Origin of the sequence: Nonomuraea sp. NPDC049655 (assembly GCF_044465465.1) — a bacterium.
GTDB lineage: Bacteria > Actinomycetota > Actinomycetes > Streptosporangiales > Streptosporangiaceae > Nonomuraea.
This window is the reverse complement of sequence record NZ_JBITLS010000006.1, coordinates 178882-195326: the sequence shown is the minus strand read 5'-3', so window position 1 is coordinate 195326 and position 16445 is coordinate 178882. Positions and strand designations below refer to the sequence as shown.

Here is a 16445-nt window from a genome sequence, read left to right as displayed (position 1 = left end):
CCTAGATTCCGTAGCGCCGGTTGAAGAAGAGCATGACGTCGAGCGCCATCCGTGTGTCGCCGCCGAGCATGTCGACCAGGGCCGGGCGCTGGCGGGCGGCGATGGCGGCGAAGGCGTCGGCGAAGAACTCCTTGCGGCCCAGGCCGTTGCCCTGGCGGTGGAAGGTCGAGGCCAGCTTGGGGAAGGCGTTCTCGTAGAGCCGGACGAACTCCGGCGAGTCCGACACCCATTCGCCGTGGAACGAGTCCAGGTCGTCGATGGCGTGGCCGACCTCGTGCATCATCACGTCCGGCGTGGGTGAGGGGCGGTCGCCCACCACGATCTTGCGGTCGCCGTACGCGCCGGCGCAGATGTCCCAGGTGGCCCGGCCGGACGGGAGCGGCGCGCCGCGTAAGTAGCCCATGTCGTCGAGGTCGGGGACGCCGCCGGGGCCGACGTAGATGCCTTCGAGGCCGGCGGCCAGCAGCTCCTTCAGCCGGTCGGGCAGCCGGGCCAGGCTCTCCACCGCGCGTACGGCGTCCCTGGAGGGCGGGCCGTGCCGGGCGTCCCACTGGCGGTGGAGGATCTTCTCCAGCTTGCCGCAGTGGCGCAGTCCGTCGCCGATGGAGGGGGCCTCCGGCCTGTTGGGCTGGGCCCTCGGCGGCGTGTCGTCGAGCTCGAAGTCGTACCAGGTGTAGCGGGGGCGTTCGGCGACGGCGGCGGGCAGGCGTGGCGCGCGCTCGCGCAGCGAGAGGCCGTCCCAGGTGACCTCGCGCCGCTGGGGGCCGCCGGGACGGGCGAACCGCTCCGGCTGCTGCTCCCTGCGCCGCTCGGCGCCCTTGAGCTGCTCTCTCGGGGCCTCCGGGCGGCTCTCCTTCCGCCGGGACCAGAAGGAACGGTCCGCGTCCGGAGGAGCCTCGTCACGCCGCGAGAACAGGTACGACCCGCGGCGCCACCAACGGCCGCGCCGATGTCGGCCCTTGTCGTGAGAAAAGGCCATCGCACCCCTTCACGCCGCGTCCATGGCGAACCGGGTTCCACGGTACGACGCCGATCTTCCCGAGTCATCCGAAACGGGACATCGTCCGACACGATCACGTCGCGGATGGCTTACAGTTCGGGCATGGCAGGTGTTCTGATCGGCCTGGCGTTGCTGGCCTTCTGGCTCTTCTCGCTCTTCGACGTCATCACCGCACCCGAGGAAGAGGTCAGGAACGTACCAAAGGCGCTGTGGGTGCTCATCGTCGTGCTGGTCCCGCTGCTCGGCGGCGTGATCTGGATGCTGCGCGGGCGGCCCAGGGCCGAGCGCGACCCGTGGCCGGTGCCGCCGGGCCCGGGCGCGCCGAAGGGCCCGGACGACGACCCCGACTTCCTGAGAGATCTCGACCGGCGGATGCGCGGCGAGGACTAACCGCTGACGTCGGCGTAGCTGTGCAGGCCGGAGATGAAGATGTTGACGCCGACCAGGTTGAAGATCAGGCACCCGAACGCCAGCAGCTGCACGATCATGGCGGCCCTGCCCCGCCAGCCGGCCGTCACCCTGGCGTGCAGGTAGGCCGCGTACGCCACCCAGGTGATGAACGACCAGACCTCCTTGGGGTCCCAGCCCCAGTAGCGGCCCCAGGCGCGGTCGGCCCAGAGCGCGCCGGCGATGACGGCGAACGTCCACAGCGGGAAGGCCAGCACGATCGCGCGGTGGGCCACCCGCTCCAGGTCGTCGCGGCTGGGCAGGCGCGACAGCCCCTCGCCGCGCACCAGGAACAGCACGCCCGACACGCCGGCCAGCGTGAACAGCCCGCTGGCCAGGATCGCCGCGGTGACGTGGATCGCGATCCAGTACGAGTTCAGCGCCGGCACCACGGGCCCGGCCGCCGTGTAGAGCACCTTGACCGCGAACCCGAGCCCGAGCGTGGCGGCGATCATGACGAACGCGCCCAGGAACCGCACGTTCTGGCGGACCTGGGTGAACAGGAACGCGGTCACGGCGGCGAAGCAGATGGCCACCACGAACTCGTACATGTTGCCCCACGGCCACCGGCCGACCGCCAGGCCGCGGGTGATGATGGCGCCGAGGTTGGCGGCCCACCCGATCCAGGCCAGCACGAGCGCGACCCGCCCGGCCCTGGCCCCGCCCGCCATGACGGGCACGGGATCGGCGACGGGCGCCTCGGCCTCGGGCGCGGCGTCGCCTTCGGAGGGGGCGCCGACCGTGACGGGCTGCCGGGCGGCCCGCTTCACGGCCGCCTTGCCCAGGACGGCCCTTCCGAAGGCCAGCTCCATCGCGAAGCCCACCATGGCGATGATGTAGAGCAGGACGGCGCCGACGACGAAATTGTCGCTCAGCCCGGCCAATTGCTCAGCGGACATGCTGTTCTCCTGCTGATAGAGCCTTGACGATCTCGGCGAACTCCTCGGCGAAGCCCGCCGCGGAGCCCTCGGTACGGGTCAGGCCGCCCACGTCGACCCGCCCTTCCCTGACCCGCACCCAGACCCGCCGGCGGCGGATCATCAACGACAGCGCGATGGCGACCACCGCGACGGCCGCGGCGATCAGCGCGGGCACGCGCCCGGGGTCGTAGGCGGTCTGGAGCGTGATCCACTCCTTGACGCCGGTGAACTCCAGCTTCCCCGCCCCGCCGGGCAGCTCGGTGGACTCCCCCACCGACAGCGGCTTGGTCGCGAACGATCCCCGCACGACGGGCACGACCTTGCCGTCGAGCTCGTCCGGCAGGATCTTGTAGACCGACTGCGGCTTGCCCGACCGCATGCCGAGGTCGCCCACGTAACCGCCGAGGAGCTGCACCTGCGGCTGGAGCTCGCCGGGGAAGGCCGAGGCGTAGTTGCCGTCGGTCAGCGGCACGCTGGTGGGCAGGAAACGCAGCAGGAACCCGAGCTGGGACGGCTGCGCGTCGGGCGCCTTGACGACGCACGACGAGGTCAGCGTGGCCTTCTGGTCGATCAGGCAGGCCACGGGCCCTTCGTAGGCGACCTGGCCCTTGCCGTCGGTGACCTTGAAGACGGGCGCGTAGCCGTGGCCGATCAGGTACGTCTGCGTCCCGTCGACCTCCAGCGGGTCGTTGACCTTGAGCTCGTAGTCGCGGGCGGGCGCGCCGGGCTCGTCGTGCACCTTCAGGTAGGCGGAGTAGTCGAGCTCCTGGCCCTTCTTGTCGCCCTCGACCTGGTAGGTGGCCTTGAAGTCGGTCAGCTCGAACGAGAACGGCTGGAGCGACTCGGCCGAGACCCGGCTGCCGGGGATGAACCTGTCGTAGGCGGCCACGGTGTTGGCGAAGCCGTCGCCCTCGACGACCAGGACGTTGCCGCGGTAGCCGTACAGGGAGCCGAAGCCGACCGCGAGCAGGATGCCGATCAGCGCGACGTGGAAGAACAGATTGCCGGTCTCGCGCAGGTAACCCTTCTCGGCGGCCACCCAGCCGTCGCCGGTGACGACGCGGAAGCGCATCTTGCGCAGCCGCCCGGCGGCCTCCTCCACCGTGAGGTCGCCCTCGAAGGAGTCGGAGTGGGGCAGCCGGGACAGGTTCTTGGGCGCGGCGGGCGGCTTGCGGCGCAGCTCGCGCAGGTAGGTGGCGGTGCGCGGGATGATGCAGCCGACGAGCGAGGTGAACAGCAGCAGGTAGACGGCGGCGAACCAGACCGAGGTGAACACCTCGAAGAGCTGGAAGCGGTCGTACCACTCGGCCAGGGTGGGGTTCTGCTGGTAGAGCTGGGCCACCTTGTCGGGTTCGACGCTGCGCTGGGGCACCAGCGAGCCCGGGATCGAGCCGAGCGCCAGCAGGAAGAGCAGGATCAGCGCGGTCTTCATCGAGGTGAGGGTGCGCCAGCCCCACCGGAGCCAGCCGAGCGGCCCCATCCCGGCCTGCCGCGGCTCGCGCTCCTCGCGCACCAGCTCGTCGACGCTCATCAGATCACCGGCTCGAACGCGCCGATGAGCCCCTGCATGGCCGCGATCATCGCACCCCACAGTCCGGTGACGAGCAGCAGCCCGACGGCCACCATCATGCCCCCGCCGATCCTGGTGATCAGCCGGGTGTGCCGGCGCACGGCCTGGAACGTGCGCAGGGCCTTGCTGTAGGCCAGGGCGGCGGCCACGAACGGCAGCCCGAGGCCCAGCGCGTAGGCCACGGCCAGCAGCGCGCCGCGCGAGGCGCTGCCCTCGTTGAGCCCGAGGGTGAGCACGACGGCCAGCGTGGGGCCGATGCACGGCGTCCAGCCGAGGCCGAACACCACGCCGAGCAGCGGCGCGCCGGCCAGGCCCGCGGCCGGCAGCTTGTGGATGCGCACGTCGCGCATCAGGCCGGGCAGCACGCCGAGGAAGGCCAGCCCGAGCAGGATCGTCAGGACGCCGAGCACCCGCGTGATGACCTGGGCGTTGCCCAGCATGATCGAGCCGAGCCCGCCGAACAGCGCGCCGCTGAGCACGAACACCAGCGCGAACCCGGCCACGAACAGCACCGTGCCGAGCACCAGCCGCCCCCGCTTGGGGTCGGCGCTCATGCCCGTCACGTACGACAGATAGCCCGGCACCAGCGGCAGCACGCACGGCGACAGGAACGACACCACCCCGGCCAGCAGCGCGATCGGCACCGCGAGCAGCAACGAGCCCGAGGCGACGACGTCACTCATCGCGCACCTTGGTCACCGTGTTCATCAGGTCGGTGTACTTGACCGCCCCGAGCGCCCTGGCCGCGATGCGGCCCTGCTTGTCGATGACCAGCGTGGACGGGATCGCCGCGGGCGGCACGGTGCCCTGGAAGGACAGCGCGACCTTGCCGGGCTGGTCGAAGATGTGGGAGTAGCCGGTCTGCTCGGTGCGCTCGAAGGCGAGGGCGTCGGCCTGGCGGTCCTTGAAGTCGATGCCGAGGAACTGCACGTCGCCCCTGGTCTTGGCGGCGACCTCCTTGAGCACCGGCGCCTCGGCCCGGCACGGGCCGCACCACGAGGCCCAGAAGTTGATCACCACGACCTTGCCCTTGTGGGCGGCCAGCGAGGCCGTGCCGCCGTCGAGCGTGGGGCCCTCGACCGGCGGGGCCGCCTTGCGGTCGGCGGCGTCGAAGACCTGCATCTTGCCGTCGCCCGCGACGAACCGGGTGTCGCCCACCTGGGGCTGCCCGCTCTGGTTTGCCGCGCAGCCCGCGGCCAGCGCGGCCAGGAGAACGAGGGAGATGGACGTCGCGCGCACGGAGGATGATCTCCTTGTACTACAACCGGTAGAGCTTGCAACTCTACCGGCGGGCAGACATGGCCCGGACATCAGGCCCCTGGTATCGACGGCCCCGAACTCAGCGACCCGGCCGGCTCGCTGTAGCCGACGCTGACCAGGCGGTCGCCCTCGAAGGTGAAGGTGGTGAGGCTGGCCAGCGCGCACTGCCTGCGGCGCGGGTCGTGCCACAGCCGGCGGCCCTCGGCGGCCATCCTGATTGTCCAGATCGGGAGCTGGTGGCTGACCAGCACGGCCTCGTGCCCGCGCGCGGCCGCCCTGGCGTCGTCGACGGCCGCCTTCATGCGCGCCACGATCGCCGGGTACGCCTCGCCCCATGACGGGCGCAGCGGGTTCCAGAAATAGCGGTAGTTGCGCGGGTTGCGAAGGATGGCCAGGCCCTGGCCGACCGGACGGCCCTGCAGCATGTTCGCCGCTTCGAGCAGGCGGTCGTCCTTGGTCACGTCGAGGCCGAGCTTGTCGGCGAGCGGGGCCGCGGTCTCCAGCGCGCGTTCGAGCGGCGAGCTGTGGACGGCGACGATGTCGCGGCCGCCGACGGCCTTGGCGACCGTCTCGGCCATGAGCCTGCCGGTGTCGGACAGGTGGTAGCCGGGCAGCCTGCCGTACAGGATGCCGCCGGGATTGTGCACCTCACCGTGGCGCAAAAGGTGGACGACGGTGGTTTCAGCCATGGTGTGCCACAGCCTATCCGTTTCGATGCCGGTCATAGTCAGGGGCTGCCTGGTCCGGCATTTCGCGCGGAGGTATGGTCGGGACGACTGCGCCTAGGGTTCCGCGTCCGGTCCGCCTCCCCCGTCACACAACCAGGGCCGGAAGACAGGTCCGAGCGGCGCCGCGGCCCGCCGGGCCGTACAGCTGACGGGACAAAAGCCTGGAGGCTCCTCTCCGTCACCCCTGGAAGGAGTCGCCCGGATGAGCCCTTGGGCGCTGGTCCTCATTCTCGTCGCCGCCGTCGCGCACGCCACCTGGAACCTGCTGAGCAAGAAGGCGTCCCAGGCGGACGGCATCGTCTTCCTCTGGCTGGTCGGGGTCGTGGCCACGGTGGTGTGGAGCCCGCTGTTCGCCGGGTTCCTGCTGGTCACGGGCGCCCGGCTGTCGTGGGGCGACCTGGCGGTGATCTGCGGCAGCACGGCCCTGCACCTGGGGTACTTCGTGCTGCTCCAGCGCGGCTACGGCGCGGGCGACCTGTCGCTGGTCTACCCCGTCGCCCGCGGGACGGGGCCGATGCTGGCCAGCCTGGTCGCCGTGTTGTTCCTGGCCGAGCACCCGGCGCCGGCCGGCGTGGCCGGGATCGTGCTCGTCGGGGTCGGGGTGTTCATGATGAGCGGCGGCGCGGCCGGGCGGGGCGACCTGCGGGGGCTGGTGTCGGGGCTGGTCGTGGGGCTGTTCATCGCCGGGTACACGGTGTGGGACTCGCAGGTGGTCAGCGCGTTCGCGGTGGCGCCGATCATGCTCAACTACCTCGGGGAGGCCGGGCGGGCGCTGGCGCTCACGCCGTTCGTCGCCGGGGCCAGGCGGCGGCTGGTCGGGTCCGTGTGGCGGGAGCACCGGTCGCGGATCGTGGGGGCGGCGTTCCTGATCTTCCTGTCGTATTTGCTGGTCCTGATCGCGTTCACGATGGCGCCGGTGAGCGTGGTGGCGCCGGCGCGCGAGGTGAGCGTGCTGATCGCGGTGCTGCTCGGCGGGCGGCTGCTGGCCGAGGGCGACCTGCGGCGGCGGCTGCTGGCGGCGGGCGTGATCCTCGGCGGCGTGGTGGCGATCGCGCTCAGCTGAGCGCGGCCCGGCCGGGTGCGCGGGCGGGTGCTCAGCTGACCGCCCAGGCGTTCTCCTGCTCGCGGCTGACGCCGATCAGGGCCTCGACCGTGGCCCTGATCGCGGGACGGCGGGCCGCGTCGGTGCGCCACACCGCGTAGATGCGGCGCGTCTGCCGCGGCATGATCGGGACCAGCCGCACGCCGTCGGGCACGCAGTCGCGGCCCAGGCGCGGCACGATCGCGCAGCCGAGCCCGGCGGCGACCAGCGCGAGCTGGGTGGGGTACTCGTCGGCCATACAGGCGATCTCCGGCTCCAGCGAGGCGTTGCGCAACGTGAAGACCAGCCAGTCGTGGCAGACCGTGCCGGGCGACGAGCTGATCCATCGCTCGCCGTGCAGCTCGGCCAGCCCCACCTCCCTGCGCCCGGCCAGCGGATGGTCGGCGGGGATGGCGACGTCGGCCACGTCGTCGAGCAGCGTGGCCCTGGACAGGCCCTCGGGCATGGCGATGGGCCGGTTGAGCCAGTCCTGCATCACGCCCAGGTCCAGCTCGCCCCTGGCCACCTCGCGCAGCACCCGCTCGGGCTCGCGCTCGTAGAGCTGCACGTGCAGGTCGGGGTGGTGCCTCTTGAGCTGGACGAGCGCGCCGGGCATCAGGCCGCGGGTCGCGGTGGCGAAGGCGGCGATGCTGAGCCGGCCGACGACCTCGCCGCGCAGCGCCTCGAAGTCCGCCTCCGCGGTCTCGACCAGGGCCAGGATGCGCTCGGCGTGCTCGGCGAGCAGCCCGGCGGCGTCGGTCAGCCGGACGCCCCGGCCGCTGCGCTCCATGAGCCGGGCGCCCGTCTCCCGCTCCAGCTTGGCGATCTGCTGGCTGACGGCCGACGGGGTGACCATGAGCGCGTCGGCCGCGGCGCCGACCGACCCGTACACGTGCACGGCGTGAAGTGCCTTGAGCCGGTTCAGGTCCAACATGTAAGCCAGACTAAAGGGTTTAGCGTAGAAAGTCTCGCTTGTCCTTGTATCTGAAGCAGATGAAAATATATGCATGCGAATCATTAAGAGCAGGAAGCCCGAGACCCGTTCCACCTCGTACCTGAAGGTCCTCGCCGAGCAGGCTCGCGAGCAGCGCAACCGGTACCAGAAGACCCGCTCTGCGTGAGCCCCCGCCACCTCGCCGTCGGCCTCGCGGCCGTGTGGGGATTCAACTTCGTCGTCATGCAGGTCGGCCTGAAGCACTTCCCGCCCCTGCTGTACGCGGGGATCAGGTTCACCCTGGCGGCGTTCCCCGCCCTGCTGCTCGCGGGGCGGCCGGGAGTCCCGTGGCGCTGGGTCGCCGGGGTGGCGGCCACTCTCGGAGTGGGTCAGTTCGGCCTGTTGCTGGTGGGCATGCGAGCGGGCATGCCGGCCGGACTGACCTCTCTCGTCCTGCAGATGCAGGCGTTGTTCACCGTGCTGTTCGCGGTGACGCTGCTCGGCGAGCGGCTCACCGCCCGCCGCGTCCTCGGCCTGGCGGTCGCCTTCGGCGGCCTGGCCCTGGTCGCGTTCGACTTCGGGGTGTCCGGCCCGCTGGGCGCCTTCGCCCTGTGCGTGGCCGCCGCCGCGGCCTGGGGGCTCGGCAACGTGGTGCAGCGCAGGGCCGCGCCGCCGGACTCGCTGCGGTTCATGGTGTGGGTGAGCGCGTTCTCCGCGCCGCCCCTCCTGCTGCTGTCGCTGCTGGTCGAGGGGCCGCCCGTGCTGACGGCCCCCGCCGAGGGCTGGTTGTCGCTGGCCTACGTGGCCTTCGTCTCGACGCTCGGCGGGTTCGGCGTGTGGGGCTGGCTGCTGCGCCGGTACGACGCCTCGACCGTGGCGCCGTACACGCTGCTGGTGCCGGTGTTCGGCATGTCGTCGGCCGCGCTGGTGGCCGGGGAGCCCCTCTCCTGGACCGAGCTCCTGGCCGCGGCCCTCATCGTCGCCGGCGTGCTGTACGCCGGCACCAGGCCGCGCCGGGCTACAGAACCGCCGCGGCCGCCTTCGCCGCTGCCGGCAGGGCCTCGGCGATCCGGTTGAGCGCCTCGTCGTCGTGCGAGGCCGACAGGAACCACGCCTCGTACGCCGACGGCGGCAGGTAGACGCCCTGGTCGAGCATCGCGTGGAAGAACGCGGTGAAGGCCGCCGTGTTCTGCGCCCTGGCCTGGTCGAAGTCGCGCACCTCGCCCTCGGCGAAGAAGATCGAGAACAGGCTGCCGGCACGCTGCAACCGGTGGGGCACGCCCGCCTTCGCCAGCGCGTCGGCCGCCGCGTCGCCCACCGCGAGCGCCGCGGCGTCGATGCGCGCGTAGGCGTCGGCGTCGAGGGCGCGCAGGGTCGCCAGGCCCGCGGCGCACGCCAGCGGATTGCCGGACAGGGTGCCCGCCTGGTAGACCGGGCCCTCCGGAGCCAGGAAGGCCATCACGTCGGCCCGGCCGCCGAACGCCGCCGCGGGCAGGCCGCCGCCCATGACCTTGCCGAACGTCATCAGGTCGGCGTCGACCGGGTCGAGGCCGTACCAGCCGGCGGACGAGACGCGGAAGCCGGTCAGGACCTCGTCCACGATGAGCAGCGCGCCGTTGGCCGTGCACAGCTCGCGCAGCCGGGCGTTGAACCCGTCGCGCGGCGGGACGACGCCCATGTTCGCCGGGCACGCCTCGGTGATCACGCAGGCCACCTCGGCGGCCGCGAACGCCTCCGCCACCGCCTGGATGTCGTTGTACGGCAGCACGATCGTGTCGGCCGCCGACGCGCCGGTCACCCCGGGGGTGTCCGGCAGCCCGAACGTGACCACTCCCGACCCGGCCGAGGCCAGCAGGGCGTCGACGTGCCCGTGGTAGCAGCCGGCGAACTTGATCACCTTGGACCGCCCGGTGAAGCCGCGCGCCAGGCGCACCGCGCTCATCGTCGCCTCGGTGCCGGAGCTGACCAGGCGCACCTTCTCGACCGGCGCCATCCGGGAGACGATCTCCTCGGCCAGCTCGACCTCGCCCGGCGTGGCGGTGCCGTAGGAGAAGCCGTGGGCGACCGCGCCGGAGACGGCCTCGACGACCGCGGGATGCCGGTGGCCGAGGATCATCGGGCCCCAGGAGCAGACCAGGTCGACGTAGCGGTTGCCGTCGACGTCGGTGATGTACGGCCCCTGGCCCGAGGCCATGAAACGCGGCGTGCCGCCCACCGCGCCGAACGCGCGCACGGGCGAGTTGACGCCGCCGGGCACCACTTCCCTGGCGCGGGTGAAAAGACCTTCGGAGTTCTGTGTACGGCTCACCCGACCCAGGTTAGTCCCGCAGGTCCGTGCCCCCGCCGCGGGGCGTGCTCAGTCGGCGAGCCATTCCAGGATGCGCAGCGGGTCGGGCAGCGGACGGCCGTCCGGGGGCCGGAGCCAGGAGACCGGCTGGCCCGAGGGCAGCATGGAGGGCGGCGCGAGCACGTAGCTGTCGCGGCAGTGCCAGCGCAGGCCCGGCGTGTCGTCGATGGTGGCCGGGTCGCAGTCGAGCTGGCAGGACCACCACTCGTCCTCGTCCTCGGGGTTGCCGCGGGTCGCCACATAAAACAAGACCCGGTCGCCTTGAGCGGCGACCGGGCCTGGGTGGGCTCCGGCGGCGTCGATCCTGGTGAGGGCCGACAGGCCGGCGGCGAGCGGTACGTCGAACACGTCGAACACGCGCCCTGTGGGCAGGATCACGTTGGCCTCCGGCTCGCTCTCCCACCAGCGGGTCAGCAGCGTCGTGTCCGTCGTGGCCTGCATGTGCCAGGCGGGCGAGAGCGGATGGGCGCCGGGGTCGGGACAGCCGACGCGGTCGCACGAACACGCGCGCGGGCCGTGCCGCAGCGGAAAGGCTCCCGGCACCACGGGCCAGCCCAGGGACGCGTACTCCAGCACGGAATCGATGCGTGTCGGCCGCGACCGCTTTCTGGTACGCCGAGCCAGTGGTACCCCCACCATGGTGTCTCCCGTCGAGTCAGCGCCTGAGGAGGTCCCGGCTCCGGGCCGTTCGCACACCCCGGGACACACCAGCACTTGTCATCGCACTCTAACGCACACGCCTCAGGAGTTGACGGGAAACCCCTTGGTTAGAGCTGTCGCGCCACTTCCGTCGCCCAGTACGTGAGGATCATGTCGGCGCCGGCGCGCTTGATGGCGACCAGTGACTCCATGATCGTCCGGTCGCGGTCGATCCAGCCGTTGGCCGCCGCCGCCTCGACCATCGCGTACTCGCCGCTCACCTGGTAGGCCGCCACCGGCACGTCGACCGCGTCGCGCACCCGGGTGATGACGTCGAGGTAGGCCAGCGCCGGCTTGACCATGACGGCGTCGGCGCCCTCCGCCAGGTCGAGCCTGACCTCGCGCAGCGCCTCCTCCAGCGGCCCGGCCGGGTCCTGCTGGTGGGTGCTGCGGTCGCCGAACTGCGGCGCGCACTCGGCGGCCTCGCGGAACGGGCCGAAGAAGGCGGAGGCGTACTTGACGGAGTAGGACAGGATCGGGACGTCGGCGTGGCCGGCCCCGTCGAGCGCGGCGCGGATGGCGCCGACCTGGCCGTCCATCATGCCGCTCGGCGCGATCATCTGGGAGCCGGCGGCGGCCTGGGCCAGCGCGATGGAGGCGTAACGCTCCAGCGTGGCGTCGTTGTCCACCTCGCCGGACGCGGTCAGGATCCCGCAGTGGCCGTGGTCGGTGAACTCGTCGAGGCAGGTGTCTGCCATGACCACGAGGGCGTCGCCGACCTCGGCGCTCACCTCGCGCAGCGCGACCTGGAGGATGCCGTCGGGGTCGTCGGCCGCCGACCCGGTCGCGTCCTTGACCGCGGGGATGCCGAACAGGATCAGGCCGCCCACGCCCGCCTCGGCCGCGTCGTGCGCCGCCTTGCGCAGCGAGTCGCGGGTGTGCTGGAACACGCCCGGCATGGACGACACCGGCTGCGGCGCGTCGATGCCCTCCTTGACGAACAGCGGCAGGATCAGGTCCGCGGCGTGCAGCCGCGTGCCCGACACCATCCGGCGCAGCGCCTGGCTGCGACGCAGGCGCCGGGGACGTGCGACGGGGTACTGGGCGCTCACTTGGCTCTCCTCCTGGCGCCACGGCGGTTCTGGGAGGGCCTGCGCGGGCTGTCACCCGCGGCCACGGCCGCCTGGCGCTGCTTGGCACCGAACTCGGCCAGCGCTGCGGCCAGGGCTGATGCGGATGGCTTGTCGGACATGACGTCGACCCGGAGCCCGAACTCCTCGGCCGTCTTGGCCGTCTGCGGCCCGATCACCGCGATCACGGTGACGTTGTGCGGCTTGCCCGCGATGCCGACCAGGTTGCGCACGGTGGAGGACGAGGTGAACAGCACGGCGTCGAAGCCGCCGCCCTTGATCGCCTCGCGGATGGGCGCGGGCGGCGGCGCGGCGCGCACCGTCCGGTACGCCGTCACGTCGTCGCACTCCCAGCCCAGCTCGGTGAGCCCGGCCACCAGCGTGTCGGTCGAGATGTCGGCCCGGGGCAGCAGCACCCGGTTGATCGGGTCGAGCATCGAGTCGTAGGGCGGCCACTCGGCCACGAGCCCTTCGGAGGACTGCTCGCCCGAGGGCAGCAGGTCGGGCTTGACGCCGAACTCGACCAGGGCCCGCGAGGTGGCCTCGCCCACGGCGGCCACCTTGAGCCCGGCGAAGGCCCGCGCGTCGAGCCCGTACTCCTCGAACTTCTCGCGCACCGCCTTGACGGCGTTGGCGCTGGTGAAGGCCACCCACTCGTAGCGGCCGGTGACCAGGCCCTTGATGGCGCGGTCCATCTGCTGCGGCGTGCGCGGCGGCTCGACCGAGATGGTCGGCACCTCCTCGGGCACCGCGCCGTAGGCCACGAGCTGCTCGGACAGGCTGCGGGACTGCTCCTTCGTCCGCGGCACCAGCACCCGCCAGCCGAACAGCGGCTTGGTCTCGAACCACGACAGCCGCTCGCGCTGCCCCACGGCCTCGCCGACCACGATCAGCGCGGGCTCGGTGAACCCGGCGTGCTTGAGGTCGGCCTGCAGCCGGCCGAGCGAGGACACGACGGTGTACTGCTCGGTGGTGGTGCCGCCGCTGCTGACGGCGACCGGCGTGGTGTCGGGCTTGCCGCCGGCGATCAGCGCCTTGCCGATGGCGACGGCCTCGGTGATGCCGTTGTAGATCACCAGCGTGCCGCGGGTGGCGGCGTGGGACGACCAGTCCTGCTCCTGAGCGGCGTCGACGACGCGGAACTCGGGCACGGCCGTGGCCGCCGGGATGCCGGCGTAGGTGAGCACCGCGGTCGCGGGCGGCACGCCGGGCACGATCTCGAAGTCCACCTCCGCCGCCACGCAGGCCGCGACCTCGTCATCGATCGAGGAGAACAACATGGGGTCGCCCGCGCACAGGCGCACCACGAGCTGCCCGGCCTTGGCCCGCTGGACGTAGTCGCCCTCGGCGACCTCGACGCCCTCGCGGCAGTGCTTGAGCAGCGGGCCGGACTGCTCGTCGTCGAGCACGACGGCGTCCGCCTTGCCGAGAAGTTCGGCGGCGCGGAGCGTCAGCAGGTTGGGGTCACCGGGACCCGCCCCCACGAAGGCGACGAAACCGGAGGTTGGACTATCGGAGCTCAATGGGATTGCTCCCCCATCAATCTGTCGGCCCCTTCGGCGATCATCTCGGCCGCCAGGAGGCGGCCCAGCTGTGCAGCCTCCGAAGGAGAACCGGCGGCGGACTTGCGGACCGCTTCGCGGCCGTCGATGGAGACGACCACTGCGGTCAGGTTCAGAGTGTGCCCGTGATCGGCCGCGAAAGCACCCACGGGTGCGGCGCAGCCTGCTTCCAGGGCGGACAGCACGGCGCGTTCGGCGGTCACCGCGCTGCGCGTGCGCGGGTCGTCGAGCACGGACAGGGTCTCGATCAGGTCGGTGCGCGCGGCCAGGCACTCCACGGCGAGCGCGCCCTGGCCGGGGGCCGGCAGCAGCTCCTCGACCTCGAAGATCTGCGCGATCTCGCCGCCGCGGCCGAGCCTGGTGAGCCCGGCGCTGGCCAGCACGACGGCGTCGAGCTCGCCCGCGGCGATCTTGCCGATGCGCGTGTCGGCGTTGCCGCGGATCGGGACGTACTCCAGGTCGGGGCGGAGCGCGCTCAGCATGGCGACGCGGCGCGGCGAGCCCGTGCCGACCCTGGCCCCGGCGGGCAGGTCGGCGAACTTGTGCGAGCCGATCAGCGCGTCGCGGTGGTCGTGGCGCTCGGGGAGCGCGGCCAGCGTGAAGCGCGGGTCCTGCTTGGTCGGCAGGTCCTTCAGCGAGTGGACGGCGAAGTCGATCTCGCCCTCGACCAGCTTGTCGCGCAGCGCGCTGACGAACACGCCGGTGCCGCCGAGCTGCGCCAGGTGCGCCTTGGTCACGTCGCCGAAGGTCGTCACGCCCACCAGCTCGACCGGGTGCCCGGTGCGCGCGGTGAGGGCGTCGGCCACCATCTGGGACTGCGTGGTCGCCAGCATGCTGCGGCGGGTGCCCAACCGCAGGTTCACAGCTCCACCTCCCTCACGGCCGCGGGCATCTTCGGATCGAGATTGAACAACTCACGCAGGGCTTCCGCATAATGATCGCCCCCTGGACCGGCGGCGAGCTGCTTGACACGCACAGTCGGCTCGTGAAGCAGTTTGTCAACGACCCTCTGCACGGTCATGGCGATTTCGTCCCTGGCCTTGTCGTCGAGATCGGGCATGCGCATCATCAGTCGGCCCAGCTCGGACTCCACCACGCCCGCCGCCTTGCTGCGCAGCGCCACCACGGTCGGGGTGACGCGGGCGGCGCGGGCGGCGTCGAGGTAGGCGTTCAGCTCCTCGGCCACGAGCGCGCGCACGGACTCGACGGCGTCGCCGCCGCGCGAGCCGACGCCGGACTCCTGGATCGTCTCCAGGTCGACCAGCGTGACGCCGGGCACCTCGCGCACGGCCGGGTCGATGTCGTGCGGCAGCGCCAGGTCGAGCAGGAACACGCCCCCGGTCAGCATGTCGGGGGTGATGACGTGCCGCCCGGCGCCGGTACAGGTGATCACGATGTCGGCGTCCGCCAGTTCCTCGCGCACGGCGGCGAACGCGACGGCCCGGCCGCCGACCGACTCGGCCAGCCGCGCGCCCCGCTCGTACGTGCGGTTGGCCACGACGATGTCGGTGACCCCGGCGCGCTGCAGCGTGACGGCGGCCAGCGAGCTCATCGAGCCCGCGCCCACCACCAGCGCCCGCCGCCCGGCCAGGTCGCCGGCGAGCGCGAGGCCCGCCGTGACCAGCGAGGGACCCGCCTGGTCGATGCCGGTGTCGGTGTGGGCGCGCTTGCCGACGCGCAGCGCCTGCTGCGTCAGCTCGTTGAGGGTCGCGCCGACCGTGCCGTGCTTCTGGGCGAGCTTGAGCGCCTGGCGGACCTGGCCCAGGATCTGGCCCTCGCCGACGGCCATGGAGTCGAGGCCGCACACCATCGAGAACAGGTGCTCGACGGCCCGCTCCTCGTAGTGCACGTAGAGATGCGGGGTCAGCTCGTCGGCCGGCACGCCGGAGTGGACGGCCAGCAGCCCGCTGATCGAGGTGACCGCGGCGTGGAAGCGGTCGACCGTGACGTAGATCTCGACCCTGTTGCAGGTCGAGATCACCATGGCCTCCGCGACGCTGGTGTCCTGCTGCACGTCGTGCAGCAGCTTGACCAGCGCGTCCCCGGTCACCGAGACGCGTTCGAGAAGCGCCACCGGAGCGGTCCGGTGGCTGAGTCCGATCGCCAGAACACTCATTGACCGTCCACCGCCATGAGTGGCCCCCCAGCCTTGCGTTGCTCGTGGAACGCGAGAATCTGCAGTTCGATTGACAGGTCGACCTTCCGGACGTCGACGGTGTCCGGAACGGCGAGAACGACTGGGGCGAAGTTCAGGATGCTGGTCACGCCCACGGCGACAACACGATCGCACACTTCCTGCGCCGCTGCCGCCGGTGTCGCCAGTACCACGATCGAGACTCCACGCCGCTTGATGACGGCTTCCAGTTCGTCGATGTGCTCCACATTCAACCCCGCGATGGTGTCGCCCACGACTTCGGGGTCGGCGTCGAAGAGCGCGGCCACGCGGAAGCCCCTGGAGACGAAGCCGCCGTAGTTCGCCAGGGCGCGGCCGAGGTTGCCGACCCCGACGATCGCGACCGCCCAGTCCTGGGTCAGGCCGAGTTCGCGGGAGATCTGGTAGACGAGGTACTCCACCTCGTAGCCTACGCCGCGGGTGCCGTACGAGCCGAGGTGCGAAAGATCCTTGCGGAGCTTGGCCGAGTTCACGCCCGCGGCCACGGCCAGATCCTCCGAGCTCACGGTCGCGACGCCGCGCTCCGCCATCCCGTGCAGCGCCCGCAGGTACAACGGAAGCCTGGCGACCGTCGCCTCGGGGATGCCGCGGTCACGGGACTGGGACGTGCTCTTCACGTGCCGGAGCTCCAGGGAACGGGCGGTGGGGACCGCT

At 71.9% G+C, this 16445-nt stretch carries 17 protein-coding genes; 3 read left to right on the top strand and 14 right to left on the bottom strand.

Going from position 1 to position 16445, the window contains the following annotated elements; translation table 11 throughout:
* Position 1: 1 nt before the first annotated feature.
* Positions 2-979, bottom strand: coding sequence for a hypothetical protein (locus ACIBQ6_RS20775; RefSeq protein ID WP_358290264.1), 978 nt, complete (start codon positions 977-979; stop codon positions 2-4).
* A 123-nt stretch (positions 980-1102) separates the two neighbouring features.
* Here ACIBQ6_RS20775 and ACIBQ6_RS20770 point away from each other — a divergent pair, with 123 nt between their 5' ends.
* Positions 1103-1390 carry a PLDc N-terminal domain-containing protein gene (locus tag ACIBQ6_RS20770; RefSeq protein WP_352322521.1) on the top strand — a complete coding sequence of 96 codons (288 nt, stop codon included), beginning with the start codon at positions 1103-1105 and terminating at the stop codon, positions 1388-1390.
* On the opposite strand, the gene ccsA is transcribed toward ACIBQ6_RS20770, so the two are convergent.
* The 5 genes from ccsA to ACIBQ6_RS20745 form a co-directional block, all read right to left on the bottom strand.
* Positions 1387-2346 carry a cytochrome c biogenesis protein CcsA gene (ccsA, locus tag ACIBQ6_RS20765; protein WP_358290267.1) on the bottom strand — a complete coding sequence of 320 codons (960 nt, stop codon included), beginning with the start codon at positions 2344-2346 and terminating at the stop codon, positions 1387-1389. The genes ACIBQ6_RS20770 and ccsA overlap by 4 nt on opposite strands.
* Entirely contained in the window at positions 2336-3898 is a 1563-nt protein-coding gene (locus tag ACIBQ6_RS20760) for a cytochrome c biogenesis protein ResB (protein WP_358290270.1), read from the bottom strand. The genes ccsA and ACIBQ6_RS20760 overlap by 11 nt, the downstream gene beginning before the upstream one ends.
* Positions 3898-4620 (bottom strand): cytochrome c biogenesis protein CcdA, encoded by a 723-nt coding sequence (locus ACIBQ6_RS20755; protein ID WP_352322524.1) that lies wholly within the window; start codon positions 4618-4620, stop codon positions 3898-3900. The genes ACIBQ6_RS20760 and ACIBQ6_RS20755 overlap by 1 nt, the downstream gene beginning before the upstream one ends.
* Positions 4613-5176 (bottom strand): TlpA family protein disulfide reductase, encoded by a 564-nt coding sequence (locus tag ACIBQ6_RS20750; protein ID WP_397213667.1) that lies wholly within the window; start codon positions 5174-5176, stop codon positions 4613-4615. The genes ACIBQ6_RS20755 and ACIBQ6_RS20750 overlap by 8 nt, the downstream gene beginning before the upstream one ends.
* 71 nt (positions 5177-5247) lie before the next feature.
* Entirely contained in the window at positions 5248-5886 is a 639-nt protein-coding gene (locus tag ACIBQ6_RS20745) for a histidine phosphatase family protein (protein ID WP_358290273.1), read from the bottom strand.
* Positions 5887-6127: 241 nt separating this feature from the next.
* Between ACIBQ6_RS20745 and ACIBQ6_RS20740 the strand changes: the two genes are divergently transcribed.
* Positions 6128-6988: an EamA family transporter gene (locus ACIBQ6_RS20740; RefSeq protein ID WP_397213665.1), complete on the top strand. Its 861-nt coding sequence runs from the start codon at positions 6128-6130 to the stop codon at positions 6986-6988.
* Positions 6989-7019: 31 nt separating this feature from the next.
* Here the strand turns inward: ACIBQ6_RS20740 and ACIBQ6_RS20735 are convergent, their stop codons facing one another.
* Entirely contained in the window at positions 7020-7940 is a 921-nt protein-coding gene (locus tag ACIBQ6_RS20735; RefSeq protein WP_352357281.1) for a LysR family transcriptional regulator, read from the bottom strand.
* Positions 7941-8123: 183 nt separating this feature from the next.
* On the opposite strand from ACIBQ6_RS20735, the gene ACIBQ6_RS20730 reads away from it, so the two are divergent.
* Complete coding sequence (locus tag ACIBQ6_RS20730) at positions 8124-9017, top strand: EamA family transporter (RefSeq protein ID WP_397213663.1); 894 nt, start codon at positions 8124-8126, stop codon at positions 9015-9017.
* Here ACIBQ6_RS20730 and hemL read toward each other — a convergent pair.
* The 7 genes from hemL to ACIBQ6_RS20695 form a co-directional block, all read right to left on the bottom strand.
* Positions 8959-10248, bottom strand: a complete 1290-nt coding sequence (hemL, locus tag ACIBQ6_RS20725) for a glutamate-1-semialdehyde 2,1-aminomutase (protein WP_397213660.1) — start codon at positions 10246-10248, stop codon at positions 8959-8961. The genes ACIBQ6_RS20730 and hemL overlap by 59 nt on opposite strands.
* A gap of 48 nt (positions 10249-10296) precedes the next feature.
* Positions 10297-10926: a bifunctional DNA primase/polymerase gene (locus ACIBQ6_RS20720; RefSeq protein ID WP_352357287.1), complete on the bottom strand. Its 630-nt coding sequence runs from the start codon at positions 10924-10926 to the stop codon at positions 10297-10299.
* A gap of 128 nt (positions 10927-11054) precedes the next feature.
* Positions 11055-12038: a porphobilinogen synthase gene (hemB, locus tag ACIBQ6_RS20715; RefSeq protein ID WP_397213659.1), complete on the bottom strand. Its 984-nt coding sequence runs from the start codon at positions 12036-12038 to the stop codon at positions 11055-11057.
* Positions 12035-13540, bottom strand: coding sequence for a bifunctional uroporphyrinogen-III C-methyltransferase/uroporphyrinogen-III synthase (locus ACIBQ6_RS20710; RefSeq protein ID WP_358290288.1), 1506 nt, complete (start codon positions 13538-13540; stop codon positions 12035-12037). The genes hemB and ACIBQ6_RS20710 overlap by 4 nt, the downstream gene beginning before the upstream one ends.
* Before the next feature lie 35 nt (positions 13541-13575).
* A complete protein-coding gene (gene hemC / locus ACIBQ6_RS20705; RefSeq protein ID WP_358290291.1) occupies positions 13576-14481 on the bottom strand; it encodes a hydroxymethylbilane synthase in 906 nt (301 codons plus the stop codon).
* The gene (locus ACIBQ6_RS20700; protein ID WP_358290294.1) at positions 14478-15734 is read right to left on the bottom strand and encodes a glutamyl-tRNA reductase; all 1257 of its coding nucleotides are present in this window, start codon (positions 15732-15734) and stop codon (positions 14478-14480) included. The genes hemC and ACIBQ6_RS20700 overlap by 4 nt, the downstream gene beginning before the upstream one ends.
* Positions 15731-16408 (bottom strand): redox-sensing transcriptional repressor Rex, encoded by a 678-nt coding sequence (locus ACIBQ6_RS20695; protein WP_397213656.1) that lies wholly within the window; start codon positions 16406-16408, stop codon positions 15731-15733. The genes ACIBQ6_RS20700 and ACIBQ6_RS20695 overlap by 4 nt, the downstream gene beginning before the upstream one ends.
* Positions 16409-16445: the final 37 nt, after the last annotated feature.